We start from the raw sequence: 21,809 nt of genomic DNA, 5'->3' as shown, positions 1-21,809 counted from the left end.
TCAAAAATGACCTAGTTATTTCAGTAGATTACCTTTCTCTTTCGATTGAAGATTTCACTAAAATCTGGTTATGAAAAAGCAACGCCGATAAACGTTCGCTAGGAATAGGTTTCACTTGCGTGATTCAGACTCCCTCGTTAAAATAGGAATGACGGAGGGAAGACGACCATGAATAATTTTCATTTAGGGAAACTGAATTTAAAAACAATTGCCATTCGTGTAAAAGACCGGGATGGAATGATTCATTTTTATCGTGATATCATTGGTTTGCATTTGTTGCGGGAAGAAAACGAATTAGCGATTTTAGGATACAAAGATCCAGCCAGAGAATTGCTTTGGTTGGAAGAAAGTCCACGAGCAAGTGAATATCGTGGAGAAATTAAAAAGATGCAGCGTGTCTCATTAGTTGTGCCGAACATTGAAGAATTAGCGAACGTTTACTATCGTGCTGAAAAAGAAAAGTATCCCGTGAAGTCTGCCTTACAGGCTGATGATGAAATGGGCTTGCTGTTTGAAGATCCAGAGGGAAATGAAATTGAAATTTTCTATGCGCCTAGTAATGAACGTTCAACAGCTGAACCAATCAGTCTTGATTTTAAGAAATTAGAAGAAAAGGCGACCAAAAGGGAGAAAATCCACGACGCTTATTTTGATAAGATCCATTTGAATATTAGTGATCTAACTCGTCAACAGGAATTTTTGGCGGAAATCTTAGGTTTAACGGTTCATGATGAGACAAAAGAGGAGCTGGTTTTAAACCGTGGCGAATTTAATGTTGGTTTAACTGTTGCTACTGGTGGAACGATTGATGAACCAACGGATAAAGTTTTAGGATTAGACTTTTTACAATTTCTCGTTTCAAAAGAAATGTTGACAGAATTAAGCAGCCGTCTAGATGAGAAAGAGCACAAATATTTCTGTGATAAGAAGCAATCATTGATTACGATTTACGATCCAGCTGGACTTGAATGGTGGTTTGTATTGAAATAGTAAAAAGCCGCGAGCAATCGCGGCTTTTTTTGCTAACCGTTCTGTTTATTTTACACGTAACTCTTCACTTAAGTGATTCCTTTTTTTACAGGTTCAAACGTTTTTGCTTTCTGGTTATGCTATACTTTTTGGGAAACTAATTTTGAGAGAAGGGCTGAAATGTATCCAGAGACACTTCACTTAATTGAAGCAAAGATGCGGCAGAATATTTTTCCCGGTGCGGTTTTTCAATTTATTGAAGATCAACAGGAAGAAGTACAGGTACTAGGCAACGCGCAAATTGAACCGACTATCATTCCAATGGCAGAAGATTTTCTTTTCGATGTGGCGTCGTTAACCAAAGTCGTTTGTACCACGACTGTTATGCTGAGACTGTTTGAAGCAGGCAAGCTTACTTGGGATCAGCCGCTACATGACTTATTGCCGGATTTTCAAAATCGTAGAATCACATTGCGCCACTTATTGACCCATACATCTGATATTCAGACCTATATTCCTAATCGTAATCGGTTGAACGCGGCAGAATTGCGCAGCGCTTATCTGAAATTAGACTCGGGTGAGGGGCTTGGAAAAGTTGTACAGTATACGGACGCGGGAACAATTTTATTAGGTTTCCTGATTGAAGAGCTCTATGAAAAAGACGTGATTGAGGTTTTCAAGCAAGAAATTCTACAGCCGTTACAGATGTCAGCGAGTCTTTTTTTACCAGCACCCCCTTATGATCGAATCGTTCCGACGCAAAAGCAAAGTGATGGGAGGATTCTAAAGGGCATCACCCATGATCCGAAGGCGCGAATTTTAGCAGAGCATGCTGGCAACGCAGGACTGTTTACGAATCTGAAAGATTTAAGTAAATTTGCGAAAATGTATTTGAATCTTGGGCGCGTTCAGGATAAAATTTATTTACATGACAAGACAATTCGTGCATTGCTAAAGGACCAGACCCCAACAAAAAAGGGCGAGCGTTCACTAGGCTGGGATTTGAAATTCAGTCCGAAAGATCGAGCCCCACTGCTTTTCCACACGGGCTACACGGGAACATTTCTGATGCTGGATATTGAAAAGCAATCAGCCTTTATTTTTCTGTCGAATCGTGTTCATCTAGAAGATCATCGAGCTCGTTATGTAGCGCAACGTGATGAAATTTTAGCCTGCTATTTAAATGAACGAAGGAAAATTTATCAAAAATAACTATACTTAAAAGGAGCAACAACTCATGGAACCATTATTTTTAAAACCCGTATTTCAAGAAAAAATTTGGGGTGGTGATCAACTCCATACCGTTTTTGGTTTTGATATCCCGAACGATAAAATCGGTGAAGATTGGGCTATCAGTGGACATCCTCATGGCGTAAGTATCGTAGAGAATGGGCCATACAAAGGCAAGACCATCAGCGAGCTTTGGCAAGAGCATCGGGAACTGTTCGGCAACGCTGAAGGGGACGTTTTCCCATTGTTAACGAAAATTTTGGATGCAGAAGATGATCTATCTGTCCAAGTTCATCCAGATGACAGCTATGGGTTGAAACACGAAGGTGAATTAGGTAAGACTGAATGTTGGTATATTATTAATGCGAAACCCGGCTCAGAAATTGTTTACGGTCACAATGCTAAGACTCGTGAAGAATTAGCGGAATGGATCGAAGCAGGTCGTTGGGATGATTTATTGCGTCGCGTGCCAGTTAAAGCGGGAGACTTTTTCTACGTGCCAAGTGGAACAATCCACGCGATCGGTAAAGGCATCATGATTTTAGAAACACAACAGAGCTCTGATACGACTTATCGGGTGTATGATTACGATCGCAAAGACGATCAAGGGAATACACGTGAATTGCATATTCAACAATCGATCGATGTAACGACCGTCCCAGCGATTAGTCCTAAGTTAGAAATAACGGAAAGCAAGAAGGGCACATCTTCTGTAATCACTTACTTGAAGACCGAATTCTTTAATGTTTACGAATGGGATGTTGTCGGTGAACTTTCCTTGAAAAAATCCGGTGACTATACGCTAGTGACCGTGATCGAAGGCTATGGTAATTTGATTGTTGGTGGGCAAAGCTATGAAATGAAGCCCGGTACAAGTTGTATCTTACCAGCGGAAATTACTGAATGGAAAGTCGAAGGCGAAATGAAGATCATCGCTTCAACGCCAGGAACAAAATAAAACAAAAAAAGAATCATTCGCAAAAAAATGCGGATGATTCTTTTTTTGTTTAAGCTATTTCCGGCAAAGCAACTTCTTCACCGTATTTATTTTTTAACGCAGTGTGAAGCAAGCGAATGGCTAAAGATTTATTCCGAGCTAAGATCGGTCCGTGGAAATAAGAACCATAGACGTTTTTATAAATGACGCCTTCTCCTTGATCTTCGCCATTATTGCCATTGCCTTTGACGATTGTGCCAAGCGGACGTTCACCTTCACCTAAGAAGGTGCGGCCGTTATGATTTTCAAAGCCATAATAAGTTTCACCAAATTCTTGGTTCTGAATCTCGATGTCCCCGATAAAGCGATGGTTGTCTTGGCTTAATGTGTAGTGATCCAACGCGCCAATTCCTTCAATTTTTTGACCGTCTGCACCAACATAGTAATGGCCTAGTAATTGATAGCCCCCACAAATCGCTAGCATGACACCATCATTTTCGATGTATTCTTTCAGGGCAGCTTTTTTCGTTTGGATATCTTTTGAAACGATCATTTGCTCGTAATCTTGACCGCCGCCAAAAAAGATCATGTCATATTTATCAGGGTCAAAGTCTTGATAAATGCTGACAATCTCCGAGTTCAGCTCGATGCCCATTTGTTTTGCATAATAGTTCAGGGTCAATAAATTTCCGTTATCCCCGTAGGTGTTGAGTAAATTGCCGTATAAATGTGCTAAGTTCAATTCGTAATTAGCCACGATCCATACCTCCATTAATGTAGCCTTTTTGGGCTAGTTCTTTCCGTAGTTGTAAGACAGCGGTATACGTTGCTAAGATATACACATGTTCCGTCGGCAATAGTTTGATCTTTTCAATGGTTTCCGTCAAGCTTTCTGTCTCGGTTAGCTTGTCGTCAGGAATACCTGCAACTCGGAAACGCAAAGCCATATCGGTGTGGCGGTCACCACCTGCGATTACCGCCGGTACATTCATTTCAGTGAAGGCTTCATGATTGCCATCCCAGATCCAGCTAATGTCGATTCCATCGGCATAATTCGCATTTAGTAATGAAACTAATGAAAAAGGATAAGGAGCTAAACCAATCATATCGATCACTTGGTTCAAACCGACAGGATTTTTGACTAAGACTAACGTACATTTTTTACCGTCAATTACAAACTCTTCTTGCCGTCCAAAAACTTTTTCATCGTAGCCTAAGCCGCGTTTGATTTTTTCCTGCGGAACGCCATAATATTCTGCTACCGCCGTTGCTGCCAGTGCGTTATAAACGTTGTACATGCCGCCAACTTCGATCTTATACTCTTGTCCGTCAATCACAAACTCAGAAGATTGATTATCCATAGCCTTCATTTCAGTTAATTTGTAATCCAATTCAGGACGGTGGAAGCCGCAGTTAGGACAATAATACTTTCCAAGGTTGGCATAAGTGATCATTTTATATTTTAAGATATGTTGACATTTTGGACAAAGTAACCCGTCCGTATTATAGTGAGCGTCTTGCTCTTTATCTGGCAAATGATCGAAGCCATAATATTTTCTAGGGTTGATGGTTTCCAACGAATTAAAGATCGGTGAATCACCATTACACAAGATTGGGGCCTGTGGTGATTTTGCCGCGCCATCAACGATTAATTTATAAGTGGTATAGATTTCACCGTAACGATCCATTTGGTCGCGGAAAATGTTGGTGAATAAGAACAGTTCGGGTTTGATATATTCCGTAACCTTGCTTAGGCTCGCTTCATCGATTTCAAGGACGGCAATTTTTTTGTCGTCTTTCTTGCCTTTGGCGTTTAAGAAGGTCGAGACAATTCCTTGGGCCATGTTAGCACCGGTTGGATTCGTCAAAACATAATCAAATTCTTGTTTTAAAATATTAACAGTCAAGGCCGTGGTCAACGTCTTTCCGTTCGTCCCAGTGACAACGACGACTTTATAATCCTTTACTAATGTATCTAAAATATGGGGATCTAATTTTAAGGCCAATTGACCAGGATAACTTGATCCACCTTTAAAGAAAGTTTTTAATCCCCATTGCGCGGTCTTTCCGGCGGCAATCGCCAGATGACTTCGTAAACCCATCGCACATCCTCCATGTCTCTAACAAATTTAATTCATCTTATCATATTTGAAAAAAAAATTTAAACAGCTTTTCCTTTTCTTAATCTTTCCAGCAATAATTTCAGCAGAAAATTGAGTTTCTAGCCAATAATAATCTTTTCTTCAGGAAATTCATAGCCTAAGTCTCGTGTTTCTTTTGGTACGAAAAGCATCAACGTATAAAGCATACCGATACGCCCGATAAACATTAAAATCGCAATCATAATTTTTCCCGTAGTAGACAAGTCGTGAGTGATTCCCAATGAAAGTCCTGTTGTTCCGAAGGCAGAAGTCACTTCGACAATGATCGAGATCAAAGAATGATCTTCGGTTGCAGTCAGAAAGAGAATACTAAAGAGGCACATGCCAGCAGAAAGCATAAAGACCACCACCGACTTACGAACATCCTCTTGGGCGATCTTACGTCCAAAAATATTGATGTCATTTTCATTTTTTAGGAAGGAATACAGATACAAGCCGATGATGGCGATAGTCGTCGTACGAATACCCCCGCCGACCGAGCTTGGTGAACAGCCAATGAACATCAATAAAGAAAAAATAATCAAGGTGGTATTCTGGAAAATATTCAGATCATGGATCTGTAAGCCGGCGTTTCTCGTCGTCATGGAATAAAAGGAAGCATTCAGCCACTGATCAAGAAAATTCATCTGAGCGAAGCTGTGGTCTTTTTCTAACAGCCAAATCGCCAACGTTCCACCAATAAATAGTACAAAGAAAGCTAATAAAGCGATCTTCGAGAATAAGCTAAATCGAAAAGGAATTTTTGCTTTCGATCGTTTGTGGTAGAGCCAACCATGAAAATCCATTAAGACTGGAAAACCGATCCCACCAATGAAAATCAGCAGCATGATTGTAAGAATGAAAAAAGCATCGTGGGAAAATGGAATGATTGAGTCCCCGGTCACGTCAAAGCCAGAGTTGGTCACCGCTGAAATTGCTTGATAGAACCCATAAAAGATTGCTTCACCAATGCGGTGGTAATAGCCTTTTAAATAGAAATAAACGGAAAAGAACATGCCGAAGACGACTTCGATCATTAGCAGCATAGAGAAGGTGATTCGAATCAGATTGACGATTCCACTCAGACGAGGTTGGTTCATATCGGTCATGATCAACTGCCGCTGTTTAAGGGTGATTCGCCGTTTAGAAACGATAAAGAAGAAAGTGGTAATCATCATGATCCCTAAGCCGCCAATATGAAAAAGTACCTCCAGCATGACAACGCCAGCGTTGTTAAAGGTGGAATTTATATCAATCGTGGTCAATCCCGTCACGGAAATTGTTGAGATTGCCATAAAAATTAGATCCAACAAAGAAACGTGGGACCCCGGTTCGCGAAAAATTGGCAAGCTAAATAAAAATAATGCCAAGATCGTCATTGCCAAATAGTAAAAAACGATAACCTGAATCGAAGAAAACCGATTGTTTAGTTTACGCCAGTTCTTTTTAAAAAAATTGATCCGTCGTTCAAAATTCATGGAGAACTCCTTAACAAGTAATTTGTAGAAAAAAATAAAATTTAACAATAAAAATAGTATAGCATGCTTCGCTAAGAAAGGCTGTTGGAACTCGTCTAACAGTTTGTCGAAAAAAAGACTCGCAAGGTTGGGGGGTGTCAGAAATAAAAAAACTCCCACCGCTAGGGCAGGAGTAAAAAGAGTTATGCATCTTGTGCTGTTGCGGCAATGTCGATTTCGCGAATGTTGACAGCTTGCGGCATATCATAGATAAATTTGACCGTTTCTGCGACATGGATAGGATCTAATGTGAGTCCCCCCATGCTGTCTTTCCAAGCACTGTAATCAGTCAAAGATTTTTGATCCGTGACATGAGTCAATAGTTCTGTTTCGGCTGCGCCAGGAGCGACGAGCGACACGCGGACATTTGAACCAGAAACTTCTTCGCGGATCGTTTCACTCAGCCCGTGGACACCGAATTTTGAAGCAACATATGCTGCATGATTTGTAAAAGTTTTTTTGCCGGCAAGAGAAGACAGATTAATGATCGTCCCATGTTTTCTTGCGGTCATACTTGGAAGTACGATCTGCATGCCATTTAAGACGCCCATCACATTGGTATTCAACATGGTTTGCCATTCGTTTGGTGATTGTGTCAGAACATTGCCTAATAACATGATACCGGCGTTGTTAACTAATAAATCAGTTGGACCATAAACGGCTTCCGCTTGCTTGATACTCGTTTCAAAAGCTAGGTAATCCGTTACGTCAACAGCTTTGACCATGACTTTATCAAAATTCAGCGGCAAGGCGTTGATTTTTTCGACACGGCGCCCCAACAATAACAGAGGGAAGCCGGCTTGGTTAAATATTTTGGCGATTTCTGCTCCAAATCCTGAGCTAGCACCGGTAATAACGACTAATGATTTTTCCATATAAATTGCCTTCTTTCAAAATTATGATAGACTTACTGTACTACTTGGAGTTAACTCCAGGTCAAGGAAGAAGTTGAAAAAATGAAAAAATTTTTGATCGGAGAAATTTCGGAACGTTATGGCATCTCTCAAGATACCCTGAGATACTATGACAAAGCAGGGTTATTACCCTTCGTTAAGAAAAATTCGGCGGGACGCAGGGAATTTACTGAAGATGATCTCGGTTATATTGAGGTAATCGATTGCTTGAAGCGCTCAGGCATCGCGGTGAAAGAGATCGCGAAATTTATGGACTGGTGTGTTGTCGGAGATAGGACGTTGCCGCAACGCTATGCCTTTATGACGGAGCAAGAAGCGGCATTGGAGCAGAAAATTCATGAATTGCAAGCGCAACTTGACTTTTTGCGTTGGAAAAAATGGTATTATCAAACAGCGAATGAAGCGGGAACGGAAACAATTTTCTTTAAGGCTGGGACCCGACAAGTAGATGCGAAGTGGCATCAAAAATATTTGGCTGCGACTACAGAATAAAAAACGACCGGAATCCATTAAAGGTTCCGGTCGTTTGCGATTATGAAAGCAGCACACCGGCTGCTAATAGGACAAGAATTAATACAATAATCGTAATCAATAGTTTGGTGACAAACTTGATCCATTTATCAAAACCAATGTTCACTACCGATAAGGAAACAAGAATCAATCCTGTAGGTGCAATCAAACCAATCAGGCCTTGCCCCCAGTTGTAAGCATCCACAATTAAAGCCCGATCAATTCCGACTACGTCGGCCAGCGGGGCCATGATCGGCATCGACAGCACGGCTAAGCCTGAAGAAGATTGAATGAAGAAACCTAAAATCACATAGACTAAGAACATAAACCAAATGAAGACCACATTGTTCATCCCACTGATAGCGCCACTAAAGAAATTCATAATGGTATCGCTGATGAAGCTGTTTTCCATTACGATTCCTACCGAGCGAGCCAAACCTACGATTAAGGCAACACCTAAAAGATCAGCCGCCCCAGTCACGAAGCTATCAACAAATTTCTTTTCACCTAGTCCAGAAACAAAGGCTAGGATATAAGTCACCGCTAAGAAAACAACAGCAATCTCGGTGAAGTACCAGCCTAATTGCTGAACACCGTAGATCATGACAACAAAGCCTAATGCAAAGACGATTAGTGAAAATTTTTGCCGTTTTGTAAAATCAGTGCTGGTGTTACGTTCTTCGCTGCCTAAAAAGCGTTCGCGATCGCTCGCTGCTTGATCAGCGACCAATGAAGCTGCGGGATTCAAACGAACTTTTTCTGCATAACGAATCGTGTAAAGAATCGAGATGCCGATGGCTGCGACCCACATGATGATCCGCAGCGGCATTCCATCAGTGAAGTTGATCCCCGCAGCATTGGATGCGATGACCGTTGAAAAGGGGTTGATCGTCGAACTCATCGTGCCAATAGCTGTCCCTAAATAGATCGAGGCGACAGCCGTCAAGGTATCGTAACCCGCCAATAAAAAGATTGGAATCAAGATTGGGTAAAAGGCAATCGTTTCTTCAGCGAGACCGAAAGTAGTTCCGCCAATTGCGATTAATGTGGTAACAATCACGATCAGCCACTTTTGTTTGCCTTTCAATTTTTCCGAAAGCCGCATCATGCCCGCATCCATTGCACCGGTAGCATTGACGATTCCGATCACACCTCCTAAAATCAAGATGAAAATCATGATATCAACACTCTCAGTGATCCCTTGAACTTGGGATTTTAAAAATTGAGTGATCGTTCCAGCTACCCCACGAGCTGGTTTTTTGATTTGTTCATACGAATTTGGAATAGCTGCAGGGCGGTAGATTGTCCCATCACGAAACTTGTCGACTTTGATATGGATGTCATATTTGTCCAAAGTTGCTTGCGTTGCTGGTTCCATTTTGGTTTTGTCGTGAGCATCCGTGATCATAAATTGATTTTTTTCGTCGTTGTACGTCAAGGTACTGTATTTACCGGAAGGAATAAAAAAAGTTAGTGCTTGTACCAGGATCAAAACGATGATGATGACTGTGTAAGCGGATGGAAAACTACGCCGTTTTTTAGTTTGTTCCATTAAAAAGCCTCCTAATGATAAATGATAAAAAATAAGTTCCATTGAAATTATATCATTGGTAAGAAGGATCACTAAAAGATAACCTATTTCAGATTAGAAATTCATTTGTTTTGCAAAAGTAAGAGACGCTTATTTTTTTATGAATATGGAAACGATGAAAATTATTACTGTAAAAAGATCTGCTTTTCCGCTATAATACGATAGGAACAAAAGAGAAAGGTGACAAGAAATGGCCCAGCTTTTTTTCAAATACGGCGCAATGAACAGTGGGAAGACCATCGAAATCTTGAAGGTTGCTCATAATTATGAAGAACAAAACAAACCCGTTGTGCTAATGACTAGTGGTTTAGATACCCGGGACGGCGTAGGCAAAATATCTAGCCGCATCGGTTTAAGCAGCCCAGCTGTACCGATTTTTGCAGATACAAAAATTTTTGATTTTATTCAAGGGCTTGATTTTAAACCTTACTGCATTCTGATCGATGAATCGCAATTTTTATTGAAGGAACATGTCTTAGAATTGGCTCGTGTGGTCGATGAATTGGATATTCCTGTAATGGCTTTTGGGTTAAAAAATGATTTTCGTAATGAAATGTTTGAAGGCTCAAAGTATTTGTTGTTATACGCGGACAAGTTGGAGGAGTTAAAAACGATTTGCTGGTTCTGTCATAAAAAGGCGACGATGAACTTGCATTATATCAATGGACGTCCGGTCTACGAGGGCGATCAAGTCCAAATCGGCGGCAATGAAGCCTACTATCCAGTTTGTCGCAAACATTATTTGCATCCGCAGATTCCCCACAACGAAGAATAACTGATTAATCAAAAAATAGATGTAATGAAAAACGTATTCATTTTTCACTGTATAAAAAATAAATACTTTAATACGAATTAGGATGTCAGTTCCGCTTTTTCCAGTAATTTTTGGTACAAAGAATCAAAAAAGGAATTAAACTGTATATCCAGATTGAATAAGTTTAGCGGAATGATATACGTGATGAGCATCGAATTCATTTTTCACTGTATGAAAAATAAATACTTTAATACGAATTAGGAGGAATTTTATCCATGTACGATCAACTGCAAGCCATCGAAGATCGTTATGAAGAGCTTGGCGAATTATTGAGTGACCCGGAAGTCATCACTGATACCCAGCGCTTTATGCAGCTGTCTAAAGAAGAGGCGAATACCCGAGATACCGTTGCGACATACCGCCGCTACAAAAAAGTAGTAGAGGGTATTCGTGATGCCGAGGAACTACTAGGTGAGAACTTAGACGCTGAAATGGCGGAGATGGCCAAAGAAGAGCTGTCTGATTTGAAAAAAGAAAAAGAAGCCCTAGAAGATGAAATTAAAATTCTGTTATTACCAAAAGACCCAAATGATGATAAAAATATCATTATGGAAATTCGTGGAGCAGCTGGTGGAGACGAAGCAGCTTTATTTGCTGGCGATCTTTTCAATATGTATCAAAAATATGCGGAATCACAAGGCTGGAAGACAGAAGTTATGGAAGCCAATGTAACTGGAATCGGCGGCTATAAAGAAGTTATTATGATGATCACCGGCGATAATGTGTATTCAAAATTGAAATACGAAAGTGGCGCCCATCGTGTCCAGCGGGTCCCTTCAACAGAATCGCAAGGGCGGATCCACACATCAACTGCAACAGTGGTCGTAATGCCAGAAGCTGAAGAAGTTGAGATCGATATTGCCGACAATGACATTCGGACAGATATTTATCATGCGTCAGGTGCTGGTGGACAGCACGTCAACAAGACGGCATCAGCAGTTCGTTTAACTCATATTCCAACAGGGATCGTGGTAGCGATGCAGGACGAACGTTCGCAAATCAAAAACCGCGAAAAGGCGATGAAAATTTTACGGGCCCGCGTATTTGATAAAATTCAACAAGAAGCTCAAAGTGAATATGATGCGAGTCGTAAATCAGCGGTTGGTACTGGGGATCGTTCAGAACGTATCCGGACGTACAACTTTCCGCAAAATCGGGTGACGGATCACCGCATCGGTTTGACGATCCAAAAACTGGATCAAATCCTAGCGGGTAAACTTGATGAAATTATTGACGCTTTAATTATGTATGATCAAACCCAAAAACTGGAAGAGTTGCAAAATGGGTAAAACGTATGTGGAAGTCCTTTCTAGGGCTTCCTCTTTTTTAGAGGCTGCTGGAAAAGAGGGCTATGCTATTGAATATCTTTTCCTCGCTCGCAAACAATGGAATAAAACCGACTGGCTGCTGCATATGCGGGAAGAAATTTCAACAGCTGAGGAACAGTTGATCAAAGAAGATATGGCGAGTCTAATGAAAAATATTCCGCCTCAGTATTTGCTAGGCTACGAATATTTTTTTGAGCATCGCTTCAAAGTAACGCAGGATACGTTGATTCCCCGACCTGAGACGGAAGAACTAGTCGCCCTTTGTTTGTCCCATAATGATACGTCCGCCAAAAAAGTCGTGGACATCGGTACCGGTACTGGTGCGATTGCGATTAGTTTGAAGCTGGCACGTTCTGCATGGACCATCACGGCGGTAGATATTTCTGAATCGGCGTTAAAGGTCGCCGCTGAAAATGCAGAGACCTTTCAGGCGCCGATCATTTTTCGAGAAAGCGATGTGCTAAGCGCTATTACAGAAAAGCAGGACATCATCATTAGCAATCCTCCTTATATCAGTAGGGCGGAATGGGATTTGATGGATGAGAGCGTACGAACTTATGAGCCGAAGCAAGCGCTCTTTGCGGAAAATGATGGGCTGGCGATCTATCAAAAGATCGCTGCAGAGAGTCAAGGAGTATTGCAGCCAGATGGGATGATTTTTTTGGAGATCGGCTTTCAACAAGGTCTAGCCGTCCAAAAAATATTCCAACGAACCTACCCTGATAAAACGGTAACGATCCATCAAGACCTTTCAGGAAATGACCGCATGATCATGGTGCGTTGAGATTTTCCCAAAAATTATTTTTACGAACAATTGTAATAAAAAAACATTGGGATGACGGTGTTAAAAGGTCGGAAAAGTTATACACATGGTTATACACACTTGACAAACAAGTTATCAACAACGCGGGGATAACTCGCAAGAAAAAGTTTTAAAATAAGGAAAGTTAAAAAAAGGGAGCTGTGGAGAAGCTGTGGAAACAAAAATATTTCAAGTAGAGGAACTTAAAGAAGCGGCGGGATTATTACGCCAAGGAGAATTGGTCGCCTTTCCCACGGAGACAGTCTATGGATTGGGAGCTGACGCGCTTTTACCGGAAGCGGTTAAAAAAGTATTTGCCGTTAAGGGACGGCCAAGTGACAATCCGTTGATCGTTCATATCGCGGATTTTTCCATGACCGAAAAATTTGTGGAAAATTACCATCCGTTGACTGAAAAAATTGTTGAAGCTTTCTGGCCGGGACCACTGACGTTGATTTTCCCTATTAAAAAAGGCAGTCTGAGTCCGGTGGTGACCGGTGGGTTATCCACAGCGGCCTTTCGGATGCCAGATAATAAAAAAACATTAACTTTAATTGAAGAAACCGGGGATCCTCTCGTTGGACCAAGTGCGAACACGTCAGGGAAACCAAGTCCAACGACTGCTTCTCACGTTTACCATGATTTAAAGGGAAAAATTGCTGGCATTCTAGATGATGGGGCGACCCAGATTGGAGTGGAATCAACGGTGCTTGATCTTAGTGGCGAGGTACCGACGATTTTGCGTCCAGGGGCGGTAACAAAGGAGCAACTGGAAGAGACGCTAGGGATTGAAGTGCCATTAGATAAACATTTAGTTAAAGAGAGCGAGACACCTAAAGCTCCCGGCATGAAATATAAACACTATTCGCCGGATACGTCGGTCTTGATGGTCAAACCAAATGATTGGGCAAAAGCAATAGCATGGGCCGTTGCGGAAAATAAAAGCTATGGGCTGCTTGCAACACCGGAAATTGCTGAACAATATCCATCGACGACGCGTTTTGTTTTTGAGAATGACTCCATCGAGGCGGCGACGCGGGGATTATTCAGCGGTTTACGGGCATTGGATGAAGGGCAGTCTGTTGATTTAATTTTTGCAGAAGTCTTTCCTGAAGATCATTTAGGCTTGGCTTATATGAATCGTCTGAAAAAGGCTGCCGCACAGAAATATTTCGAAGCGTAAAAATTTTAGACTGAATCTTGAATTTCTCGCTTCATCCATAGAAAAAATTTGTGGATAAAAACTAAACAAAAGATTCGATTATCTCTGGAAACTTTCGTATACTTAAATCAGAAAAAAGGAAAGGTGGCGTTGGGATGGATTACAAAGCACTAGATCCCGAACTATGGGGAGCAATTAAGGATGAGGGGCAGCGGCAAGAGCAAAATATTGAATTGATCGCCTCAGAAAATATCGTCTCAGAAGCAGTACGAATGGCACAAGGAAGTGTGTTGACCAATAAATATGCGGAAGGCTACCCTGGTCGCCGTTATTATGGCGGTTGTGAATTTATTGATGTCGTAGAAAATTTAGCGATTGACCGTGCAAAAGAATTGTTTGACGCAAAATTTGCGAATGTTCAAGCGCATTCTGGCTCACAGGCGAATCAAGCAGCCTATTTTTCATTGATTGAACCTGGTGATACGGTTTTAGGAATGGATTTATCGGCAGGGGGGCATTTGACTCATGGCTCACCAGTGAATGTCAGCGGGAAGTTGTATCATTTTGTTAGCTACGGTGTGGATCCTCATACAGAAACGATCGACTATGAAGTCGTTCGTATTTTAGCGCGGAAACACCAACCAAAATTAATCGTAGCCGGAGCAAGTGCGTATAGTCGGATCATTGATTTTGCCCGTTTCCGTGAGATTGCCGATGAAGTGGGTGCGAAGTTAATGGTAGACATGGCGCATATTGCTGGATTGGTGGCAACAGGGTTGCATCCTAACCCAGTTCCTTATGCCGATGTTGTTACTTCCACTACCCATAAAACTTTGCGCGGCCCTCGTGGTGGCTTGATTTTAACCAATGATCCGGAAATGGCGAAAAAAATCAATAGCGCGGTTTTCCCCGGGTTACAAGGCGGGCCATTGGAACATGTCATTGCAGCAAAAGCTGTGGCTTTTAAAGAAGCCCTGGCGCCTGATTTTAAAACATATAGCGAACAAGTCTTGAAAAATATTCAAGCGATGGTGAAAGTCTTTAACCAAACCCCGGAAACTCGGATAATATCTGGCGGTAGCGACAATCATCTATTTTTATTGGAAGTCACCGGCTTTGATATCACTGGTCGGGAAGCGGAAGAATTATTGGATCAGGTTCACATCACAGTCAATAAAAATTCTATCCCCTTTGAATCAAAAAGTTTCCGTGAAACGAGTGGGGTTCGGATTGGGACCGCCGCTATTACCAGTCGGGGCTTTAAAGAAGAGGATGCTAAGCGTGTAGCTGAATTGATTGTCGAAGCATTACGCTCAAAAGGTGACGAAGCGAAGCTGGATGAAGTCCGCAAGGCAGTCTTAGAATTAACCGATGCTCATCCGATTCAAGCCAGCTTAGACTAGTTTTCTTAAAGCAATTGTCATATAATAATGAAATGCATACTAAGAATATCCGCTCAACATGCAGCAGTTTTTTAGCGATCAAGAAAAAATTGGTTGGCGGATAGGCAACATGAAAATAATTATATTAAAATGAGTAAGGGGCAAATTAATATGGGCAAGTTTCAAGTAATTGATCATCCATTGATCCAACACAAATTAACGATTATTCGCGATAAGAATTGCGGAACTAAGGTTTTCCGCGAAGTGGTAAATGAAATCGCGATGTTGATGGCGTACGAAGTATCTCGTGATATGCCATTGGAAGACGTTGAGATCGAAACACCAATTACTGTTTCAACACAAAAAACATTATCCGGTAAAAAAGTTGCGATTGTTCCGATTTTACGTGCTGGTATCGGTATGGTAGATGGCATCTTAGAATTGATTCCCGCTGCCAAAGTTGGACACATCGGATTGTTCCGTGATGAAGAAACCTTAGAACCAAATGAATATTTCTTCAAAATGCCAGAAGACATCGACAGCCGACAATTATTTATTGTTGATCCAATGTTGGCTACTGGTGGTTCAGCGATCATGGCGATTGATTCATTGAAAAAACGTGGTGCTTCGAATATGAAATTTGTTTGTTTAGTCGCTGCTCCAGAAGGGGTCAAAGCATTGCAAGATGCGCATCCTGATGTAGATATCTATACAGCTGCATTAGATGATCACTTAAATGAACAAGGCTATATCGTTCCTGGACTCGGTGACGCAGGCGACCGCCTATTTGGAACAAAATAAATGAAAATAAGTTGGGGCAGAAGTGGTCAGCTACTTTTGTCCCAACGCTTGCAACAAAAGAAGGAGTTTGGACGATCATCGTCCAAACTCCTTCTTTGCTTACAAACTAAATTTTTTCCATTTGTTTATAATTGATTACAACAACACCGTTGGAATGATTAATCAACTCTCCGTTGTCTTGCTTTTCATCAATTTCAACTACTGCTGCATTTTTCAATTGTTTCGTGACAATTCCAGTCTGAGATTGTCCGCGAATCGTAAACATCACATGTGTCTGAACTGGAAAATCTTTTCCAGCTTCGGAAGGATCAATTTGCGTCTCTATTTTACCAAATGTAGCCATCTGTTCTAAACGCCTCCTTTTTCATACTAACGAAAATCTCAACTTTAAACGGCATCGGATTTGTTAGTATCTTGGATTTTCACTCGACTTAATCACGGCTTTTTGCTAAACTGTGAAAAGTGGAGTGGTCATCCATTTGTATCACGATCTTTATTTTAGCATATTTTCAACTTTTTTTCATGTAATCGCTTTTTGAGAGGAATCTTACTTTACTTTTTGCTAGAAGTTTTTTATAATTCCTTTTGTACGAAACGCCAGCTTAGCTCAGTTGGTAGAGCAACGCACTCGTAACGCGTAGGTCGTAGGTTCGAATCCTATAGCTGGCATAACTTATAAAAGCCGTCATATCAAAGGGAAACCGAGATAGCGACGGCTTTTTATTATATAATTTTGATTGTATGGAAGAAAAGTTGCTTTCTATTGAGGGAGAAGGATGAAGAAAAAGTATTTGTTTCACTTTGGTGTGATTTTTTATATTTTATTTATGAGTCACTTTCGCGAGACATTTTCGTTTATGGGCTTGAATGTTTTTCTGGCTTGGCTGCCACTAGTCTTTGGTAGTTTGTTTATGAAACTTATTTCGCCGATTCGCTGGCTATTTGCAGCACTATGGTTATTGTTCTTTCCGAATGTTCCTTATTTATTGACGGATCTGTTTCATTTAGAAAGTTTGAGGATTTATCACGCTCACGGTCTTTTTACACCAGTTGCGAGTGATTGGTGGTCTTATTTTTTCCTAGTGCTACCGATTTTGATTATGGTTTTTGTCGGGATGGCGCAGGTGTTTCGCTTATTTGCGACAGCCAAACTACAAACGGCACAACGCTTAATCAGTCTATTAGGTTTAGCTGTTCTTTCAGGAACTGCCGTTTACAGTGGCCGTTTCGACTGGATTCACTCGATCGAATTAATTATTAAACCGATTCACGCATTACAGCTCTTATTAGGAAACTGGCACATTGAAAAAATCCAATTCGTGTTGATGTTTAGTCTGTTACAATTAGGAGTGTGGGCGTTGATTTTTGGATTGCAACAAGATCGATCGCTTCAAGACTAAAGATTTTGCAAAGGAAATGAAGCGGACTTTTCTTTAGCGAGAGAAGCGTCTATAATAAGGCGAGTAAATTGGTGGAAAAGAGATGAAAAATGAATAGGTTAAGAAAAAACAATGATAGCCGAATTGATTACGGCGTTATTTTACCTGTGTTTCTATTATGTTTGATTGGATTATTGTCCCTTTACGTGGCATTATCTCACGATCCGAGAGATCCAAATATTTTTCGCAATATCGTCATGCAAGGCGTGTGGTACGCAGTAGGAGCATTAGCAATTGTTATTATCATTCATTTTGATGCGAAAATGCTTTGGCGCTTAACGCCATTTTTATATGCGATTGGTTTGGCCGTCATGCTGGCTTTGTTAAAATATTATGATCCGGTTCTGGCAGCTTCCACTGGTTCAAAAAACTGGTTCAAATTCGGTACACTGACCTTCCAGCCATCTGAGCTGATGAAAATTGCGTATATTTTAATGATGGCGCTGATTATTACGAAACATAACGTAGCCAATAAGCTTCACACAATTAAGACAGACGCGTTACTAATTGGCAAAATGTTGTTAATCACACTACCAGTGATCGGCTTGGTCTTGGCACAGAAGGACTTTGGGACAATGCTAGTTTTCTTGGCTATTTTTGCCGGGATGTTTTTGATGTCGGGAATTTCTTGGCTGATTGTGTTACCAGCGATTGCTTTAGCGGTGATATTAGGTGTCTCGCTGATCTTTTTAGTTTCAACAGATACCGGAAGATCATTATTAACAAACCTGGGTTTTAAGAGCTATCAGTTCGCTCGGATTGATTCGTGGTTAGAGCCTTTCCATGATCCTCAAGGAGTAAGTTTCCAATTGGCTCACGCGTTGATGGCGATTGGGTCTGGCGGTTTTTTTGGGACAGGCTATAACGTGAGTCATGTCTATGTACCGGTGCGAGAATCGGATATGATTTTCACAGTTATTGGTGAGAATTTTGGTTTTGTCGGTGGTGCTTTTGTGATCTTAGTTTATTTTGTGTTGATTTACCGGATGATCCGTTTATGTTTTGATATGAATAATGAGTTTTATGCTTATATTGCGTCAGGGATCGTTATGATGATGCTCTTTCATGTCTTTGAAAATATCGGAGCGAATATTGGTCTGCTACCATTAACAGGGATCCCATTGCCTTTTATCAGTCAAGGTGGTTCTTCTATTCTCGGTAACATGATCGGAATTGGCTTGATTTTATCAATGCGTTATCAAAGTGCCGGCAAACAAGTAATGAAACCAACAAGGAGCTCACAACATGCTTAAATTTTATTGGTATCCAAAATGCTCAACTTGTCGTAAGGCTAAAGCCTGGTTGGATCAGAAAAATATTTCCTATGAAGCGATTGATTTGATTCAAGCTACACCGCAAGCTGCTGAGTTTGAAAAATGGCTGTCAAATAGCCTGCTCCCTGTTCGTCGCTTCTTCAATACTAGCGGGATGAAATACCGTGAGATGGGATTGAAGGATAAAATGACAGAGCTGTCGATTCAAGCTGCGAGTGAGCTATTAGCTAGTGACGGGATGTTGGTGAAGCGTCCCATGTTAATCAACAATGATCAATTTGTTGTGAATGGATTTAAAGAATCAACTTATGAAGAAAGCCGCTCCAGTTTCTCATAGTAGAAGCTGGGGATTTATCGGCTATATTAAAAAAATTTTATACTACCAAAAGGGGCGTTTAAAGAAATGAATTACTTGAAAAAAAATGATGGTCTGTGGATTTTACATAATGATAAAGATTTTTGTATGGGTCTAACCGAAGAAATGGCTGAAACACTTGGCGAGGTAACCTTCATGTCGTTACCAAAAATCGGTCAAAAAGTAACAGCCGGCGAACCGTTATTTGAAATCGAAGCTGAAAAAGCGGTTCAAGAATTTAAAAGTCCATTAACGGGAGTCGTTTCATCCATCAGCGAAAAAGTGGCTGCTGATCCGAAAGCATTGAATACCGAGGACGAAATGGATGCCTGGATTCTTTCACTACGGGAAGTTGACGCAGCTGATTTTGAAAAACTATAAAGAAAATTTTCACTTGATGTTTGACAGGATAAAAATCCCCTGATATAATCCTTTCATACACATGAGAAAGCGATGAAAAGAAAAGTACATTTGATGAACGTACAAAGAGAGCTCCGGTATGCTGAAAAGGAGTGACGCGAGTGAGATGGAAAATGGTCTTTGAGCAGGATCGACGAGGCGAGTGCCAAGTCGTTCACGGGAGTGCCCGTTATAGCACCTCAGTATGCGCTATAGGCAAGTACTGGTAGAGGTTATGATTGTGAGATTATAACGAATCTTAGGTGGTAACACGGAAGTTAAAGCTTTCGTCCTAAATGTACAAATGTACATTTATTAGGACGAAAGCTTTTTTTGCGAGTTCCACTTCGCGCTTTAGTGCGATTAATGGATTCGCATGCGTGGCGAGGAGCAGACTTGTTTTTCATGAAACATGAATTCTTTCGTCTGAGCTAGTTGTTTCAGGATTCATCACATTCTAGCCGCAAAAAAAATTATCCGTAAGTTACCGTTCCACAGAAAGGGAGTAAGAAAGATGGCATTGATTGAATTGAAGCAAGTGGAGAAGAGTTTCGCCGGCAAAAAAGGAACAATCCACGCAGTCAATGGAGTAAATTTAGCAATTGAAGCAAAAGATGTCTATGGCATTGTCGGTTATTCTGGTGCAGGCAAAAGTACCTTGGTCCGTTTATTGAATGGGCTGGAAGCATCAACTAGCGGTCAAGTCTTGGTCAATAATGAGGACGTCGCCAAGTTACAGGGTTCCGCACTAAGGACGTTTCGAAAAAAAGTGGGGATGATCTTTCAGCATTTTAATTTACTATGGTCCCGCACTGTCAGTGAAAATATTCAACTGCCGTTGGAACTGGCTGGCGTTGCCAAAGACAAGCGCCAACAAAAAGCGCAAGAATTATTAAGCTTGGTCGGCTTAGATGGTCGAGGGGATGCGTATCCTTCACAACTATCTGGTGGTCAAAAACAGCGAGTCGGCATTGCTCGAGCATTAGCCAATGATCCCGACATCCTACTCTGTGATGAAGCTACTAGTGCATTAGATCCTCAGACAACTGAAGAGGTTTTAGAATTGTTAGCGAGCATCAATCAGAAATTAGGACTGACGATTGTGCTAATCACCCATGAAATGAATGTGATCCGTAAAATTTGTAACAAGGTCGCTGTGATGGAATTAGGAAAAATCGTTGAAGAAGGTTCCGTTCGCGAAGTCTTCCGCCATCCACAACAGGAAGTGACTAAGATTTTCGTTCAACAAGATTTAGAACCAAAAGCTGATCCATCAGCTTTGTTAGCGGAGTTTATCAAAGAGAATCCAACCGGGACGTTAGCGACGCTCCACTTTTTAGAAAACAATGCCGGGGAGCCAGTGGTTTCACAGGCGATTCGCAAATTTCCAATTGACATCAGCATCGTTTATGGCAATATCGAACGCTCCACGGGAAGTTCTTTTGGAACATTGACCGTTCAATTCACGGGTGATTCGGCCGAGATAGAACAAGCGATCGCTTTTATTGAAGCTCAACAAGTTGGCGTGGAGGTGTTGCACCGTGGATAAAAGTTTTACAGAGACGTATTTAAATTTCCAACAAGTATCATGGGATACGTTGAAGGAAGCAATCAATGATACGTTGTTCATGACGATCATTTCGATGGTGATCGTATTTGTTTTAGGGCTGCTACTAGGCTTACTGCTTTATTCCCTTGGGCGAAAGCATTCAGGTGCGCATAGTATTTTATATGGCTTAGTCTCCATCATCAGCAACATTTTTCGTTCCACTCCCTTTATGATCTTAATGGTCCTGATCATTCCTTTCACGAAAGTATTAGTAGGAACGATGTTGGGAGCAAAAGCAGCAATTCCGGCGCTAGTCTTATCTGCGGCCCCATTTTATGCCCGACTCGTAGAAATTGCGTTTCGGGAAGTTGACTCTGGTGTCTTGGAAGCAGCAGAGTCGATGGGAGCCAGCTATTTTCAAACAATTTACAAAGTTTTGATTCCAGAAAGTCTACCAGCGTTGATCTCTGGGTTGACGGTTACATCGGTTTCGATGATCGGCTTCACCGCAATGGCAGGTGCAATCGGTGCAGGTGGGCTTGGAGCATTGGCTTGGCAAGAAGGTTATCAACGTGGGAATTACACCGTTACATTAGTGGCAACAGTCATCATTTTAATTATTGTGTTTATCGTTCAAGGAGTCGGCGATTTCTTGACGAAGAGAACAGATAAACGTTAAAAACTAGGAGGAAATG

The 21,809-nt window shown here is 41.2% G+C and carries 22 protein-coding genes, 1 tRNA gene and 1 other annotated feature; of the genes, 17 read left to right on the top strand and 6 right to left on the bottom strand.

All coding sequences use genetic code 11. The features are described from left to right. The first annotated feature begins 168 nt into the window (after positions 1-168). The 3 genes from FFM67_RS00525 (at position 169) to manA (ending at position 3,157) form a co-directional block, all read left to right on the top strand. Positions 169-990, top strand: a complete 822-nt coding sequence (locus tag FFM67_RS00525) for a VOC family protein (protein WP_137612724.1) — start codon at positions 169-171, stop codon at positions 988-990. A gap of 159 nt (positions 991-1,149) precedes the next feature. Continuing rightward, entirely contained in the window at positions 1,150-2,181 is a 1,032-nt protein-coding gene (locus FFM67_RS00520; RefSeq protein WP_137612723.1) for a serine hydrolase domain-containing protein, read from the top strand. Between the two features lie 25 nt (positions 2,182-2,206). Further along, the gene (manA, locus tag FFM67_RS00515; protein WP_137612722.1) at positions 2,207-3,157 is read left to right on the top strand and encodes a mannose-6-phosphate isomerase, class I; all 951 of its coding nucleotides are present in this window, start codon (positions 2,207-2,209) and stop codon (positions 3,155-3,157) included. Between the two features lie 49 nt (positions 3,158-3,206). On the opposite strand, the gene FFM67_RS00510 is transcribed toward manA, so the two are convergent. The 4 genes from FFM67_RS00510 to FFM67_RS00495 form a co-directional block, all read right to left on the bottom strand. Then, positions 3,207-3,893 carry a type 1 glutamine amidotransferase gene (locus FFM67_RS00510; protein ID WP_137612721.1) on the bottom strand — a complete coding sequence of 229 codons (687 nt, stop codon included), beginning with the start codon at positions 3,891-3,893 and terminating at the stop codon, positions 3,207-3,209. Next, positions 3,886-5,238: a Mur ligase family protein gene (locus tag FFM67_RS00505; protein ID WP_137612720.1), complete on the bottom strand. Its 1,353-nt coding sequence runs from the start codon at positions 5,236-5,238 to the stop codon at positions 3,886-3,888. The genes FFM67_RS00510 and FFM67_RS00505 overlap by 8 nt, the downstream gene beginning before the upstream one ends. A 119-nt stretch (positions 5,239-5,357) precedes the next feature. Further along, positions 5,358-6,755, bottom strand: coding sequence for a TrkH family potassium uptake protein (locus FFM67_RS00500; RefSeq protein ID WP_137612719.1), 1,398 nt, complete (start codon positions 6,753-6,755; stop codon positions 5,358-5,360). A 182-nt stretch (positions 6,756-6,937) separates the two neighbouring features. Next, on the bottom strand, positions 6,938-7,669 hold the full coding sequence (locus FFM67_RS00495) for an SDR family oxidoreductase (RefSeq protein ID WP_137612718.1): 732 nt from the start codon (positions 7,667-7,669) through the stop codon (positions 6,938-6,940). A gap of 81 nt (positions 7,670-7,750) precedes the next feature. On the opposite strand from FFM67_RS00495, the gene FFM67_RS00490 reads away from it, so the two are divergent. Then, entirely contained in the window at positions 7,751-8,200 is a 450-nt protein-coding gene (locus FFM67_RS00490) for a MerR family transcriptional regulator (RefSeq protein WP_137612717.1), read from the top strand. Positions 8,201-8,240: 40 nt separating this feature from the next. On the opposite strand, the gene FFM67_RS00485 is transcribed toward FFM67_RS00490, so the two are convergent. Then, the gene (locus FFM67_RS00485) at positions 8,241-9,770 is read right to left on the bottom strand and encodes a YfcC family protein (protein WP_137612716.1); all 1,530 of its coding nucleotides are present in this window, start codon (positions 9,768-9,770) and stop codon (positions 8,241-8,243) included. Positions 9,771-9,999: 229 nt separating this feature from the next. Here FFM67_RS00485 and FFM67_RS00480 point away from each other — a divergent pair, with 229 nt between their 5' ends. The 6 genes from FFM67_RS00480 to upp all read left to right on the top strand — a co-directional run bounded on the left by FFM67_RS00480 (position 10,000) and on the right by upp (position 16,098). Next, positions 10,000-10,584, top strand: coding sequence for a thymidine kinase (locus FFM67_RS00480; RefSeq protein WP_071860795.1), 585 nt, complete (start codon positions 10,000-10,002; stop codon positions 10,582-10,584). A gap of 254 nt (positions 10,585-10,838) precedes the next feature. Continuing rightward, positions 10,839-11,912: a peptide chain release factor 1 gene (prfA, locus tag FFM67_RS00475; RefSeq protein ID WP_137612715.1), complete on the top strand. Its 1,074-nt coding sequence runs from the start codon at positions 10,839-10,841 to the stop codon at positions 11,910-11,912. Continuing rightward, positions 11,905-12,735 (top strand): peptide chain release factor N(5)-glutamine methyltransferase, encoded by an 831-nt coding sequence (gene prmC / locus FFM67_RS00470; RefSeq protein ID WP_137612714.1) that lies wholly within the window; start codon positions 11,905-11,907, stop codon positions 12,733-12,735. The genes prfA and prmC overlap by 8 nt, the downstream gene beginning before the upstream one ends. 190 nt (positions 12,736-12,925) lie before the next feature. Then, positions 12,926-13,936 carry an L-threonylcarbamoyladenylate synthase gene (locus tag FFM67_RS00465; RefSeq protein WP_137612713.1) on the top strand — a complete coding sequence of 337 codons (1,011 nt, stop codon included), beginning with the start codon at positions 12,926-12,928 and terminating at the stop codon, positions 13,934-13,936. A gap of 134 nt (positions 13,937-14,070) precedes the next feature. Next, a complete protein-coding gene (gene glyA, locus FFM67_RS00460) occupies positions 14,071-15,318 on the top strand; it encodes a serine hydroxymethyltransferase (RefSeq protein WP_137612712.1) in 1,248 nt (415 codons plus the stop codon). A gap of 150 nt (positions 15,319-15,468) precedes the next feature. Next, positions 15,469-16,098, top strand: a complete 630-nt coding sequence (gene upp / locus FFM67_RS00455) for a uracil phosphoribosyltransferase (protein WP_137612711.1) — start codon at positions 15,469-15,471, stop codon at positions 16,096-16,098. A 106-nt stretch (positions 16,099-16,204) separates the two neighbouring features. Here upp and FFM67_RS00450 read toward each other — a convergent pair whose 3' ends face one another. Next, the gene (locus tag FFM67_RS00450; protein WP_071860801.1) at positions 16,205-16,441 is read right to left on the bottom strand and encodes a hypothetical protein; all 237 of its coding nucleotides are present in this window, start codon (positions 16,439-16,441) and stop codon (positions 16,205-16,207) included. A gap of 253 nt (positions 16,442-16,694) precedes the next feature. Here FFM67_RS00450 and FFM67_RS00445 point away from each other — a divergent pair. The 7 genes from FFM67_RS00445 (at position 16,695) to FFM67_RS00415 (ending at position 21,793) form a co-directional block, all read left to right on the top strand. After that, positions 16,695-16,767: transfer RNA gene (locus FFM67_RS00445), tRNA-Thr, on the top strand. A 107-nt stretch (positions 16,768-16,874) separates the two neighbouring features. Further along, positions 16,875-17,498, top strand: a complete 624-nt coding sequence (locus FFM67_RS00440; protein ID WP_137612710.1) for a DUF1361 domain-containing protein — start codon at positions 16,875-16,877, stop codon at positions 17,496-17,498. A gap of 89 nt (positions 17,499-17,587) precedes the next feature. Then, positions 17,588-18,790 carry an FtsW/RodA/SpoVE family cell cycle protein gene (locus FFM67_RS00435; RefSeq protein WP_137612709.1) on the top strand — a complete coding sequence of 401 codons (1,203 nt, stop codon included), beginning with the start codon at positions 17,588-17,590 and terminating at the stop codon, positions 18,788-18,790. Then, on the top strand, positions 18,783-19,148 hold the full coding sequence (locus FFM67_RS00430; RefSeq protein ID WP_137612708.1) for an arsenate reductase family protein: 366 nt from the start codon (positions 18,783-18,785) through the stop codon (positions 19,146-19,148). The genes FFM67_RS00435 and FFM67_RS00430 overlap by 8 nt, the downstream gene beginning before the upstream one ends. 66 nt (positions 19,149-19,214) lie before the next feature. Beyond that, positions 19,215-19,547, top strand: coding sequence for a glycine cleavage system H family protein (locus tag FFM67_RS00425; RefSeq protein ID WP_137612707.1), 333 nt, complete (start codon positions 19,215-19,217; stop codon positions 19,545-19,547). A gap of 63 nt (positions 19,548-19,610) precedes the next feature. Beyond that, positions 19,611-19,863 (top strand) — a binding site (T-box leader). A gap of 216 nt (positions 19,864-20,079) precedes the next feature. After that, complete coding sequence (locus FFM67_RS00420) at positions 20,080-21,114, top strand: methionine ABC transporter ATP-binding protein (protein WP_137612706.1); 1,035 nt, start codon at positions 20,080-20,082, stop codon at positions 21,112-21,114. Beyond that, positions 21,107-21,793 (top strand): methionine ABC transporter permease, encoded by a 687-nt coding sequence (locus FFM67_RS00415; protein ID WP_137612705.1) that lies wholly within the window; start codon positions 21,107-21,109, stop codon positions 21,791-21,793. The genes FFM67_RS00420 and FFM67_RS00415 overlap by 8 nt, the downstream gene beginning before the upstream one ends. Positions 21,794-21,809: the final 16 nt, after the last annotated feature.

The sequence above is a fragment of the Enterococcus viikkiensis genome (assembly GCF_005405345.1).
Classification (GTDB): domain Bacteria; phylum Bacillota; class Bacilli; order Lactobacillales; family Enterococcaceae; genus Enterococcus_A; species Enterococcus_A viikkiensis.
The sequence above is the reverse complement of the archived record's forward strand: the minus strand, read 5'-3'. Positions and strand labels throughout refer to the sequence as shown.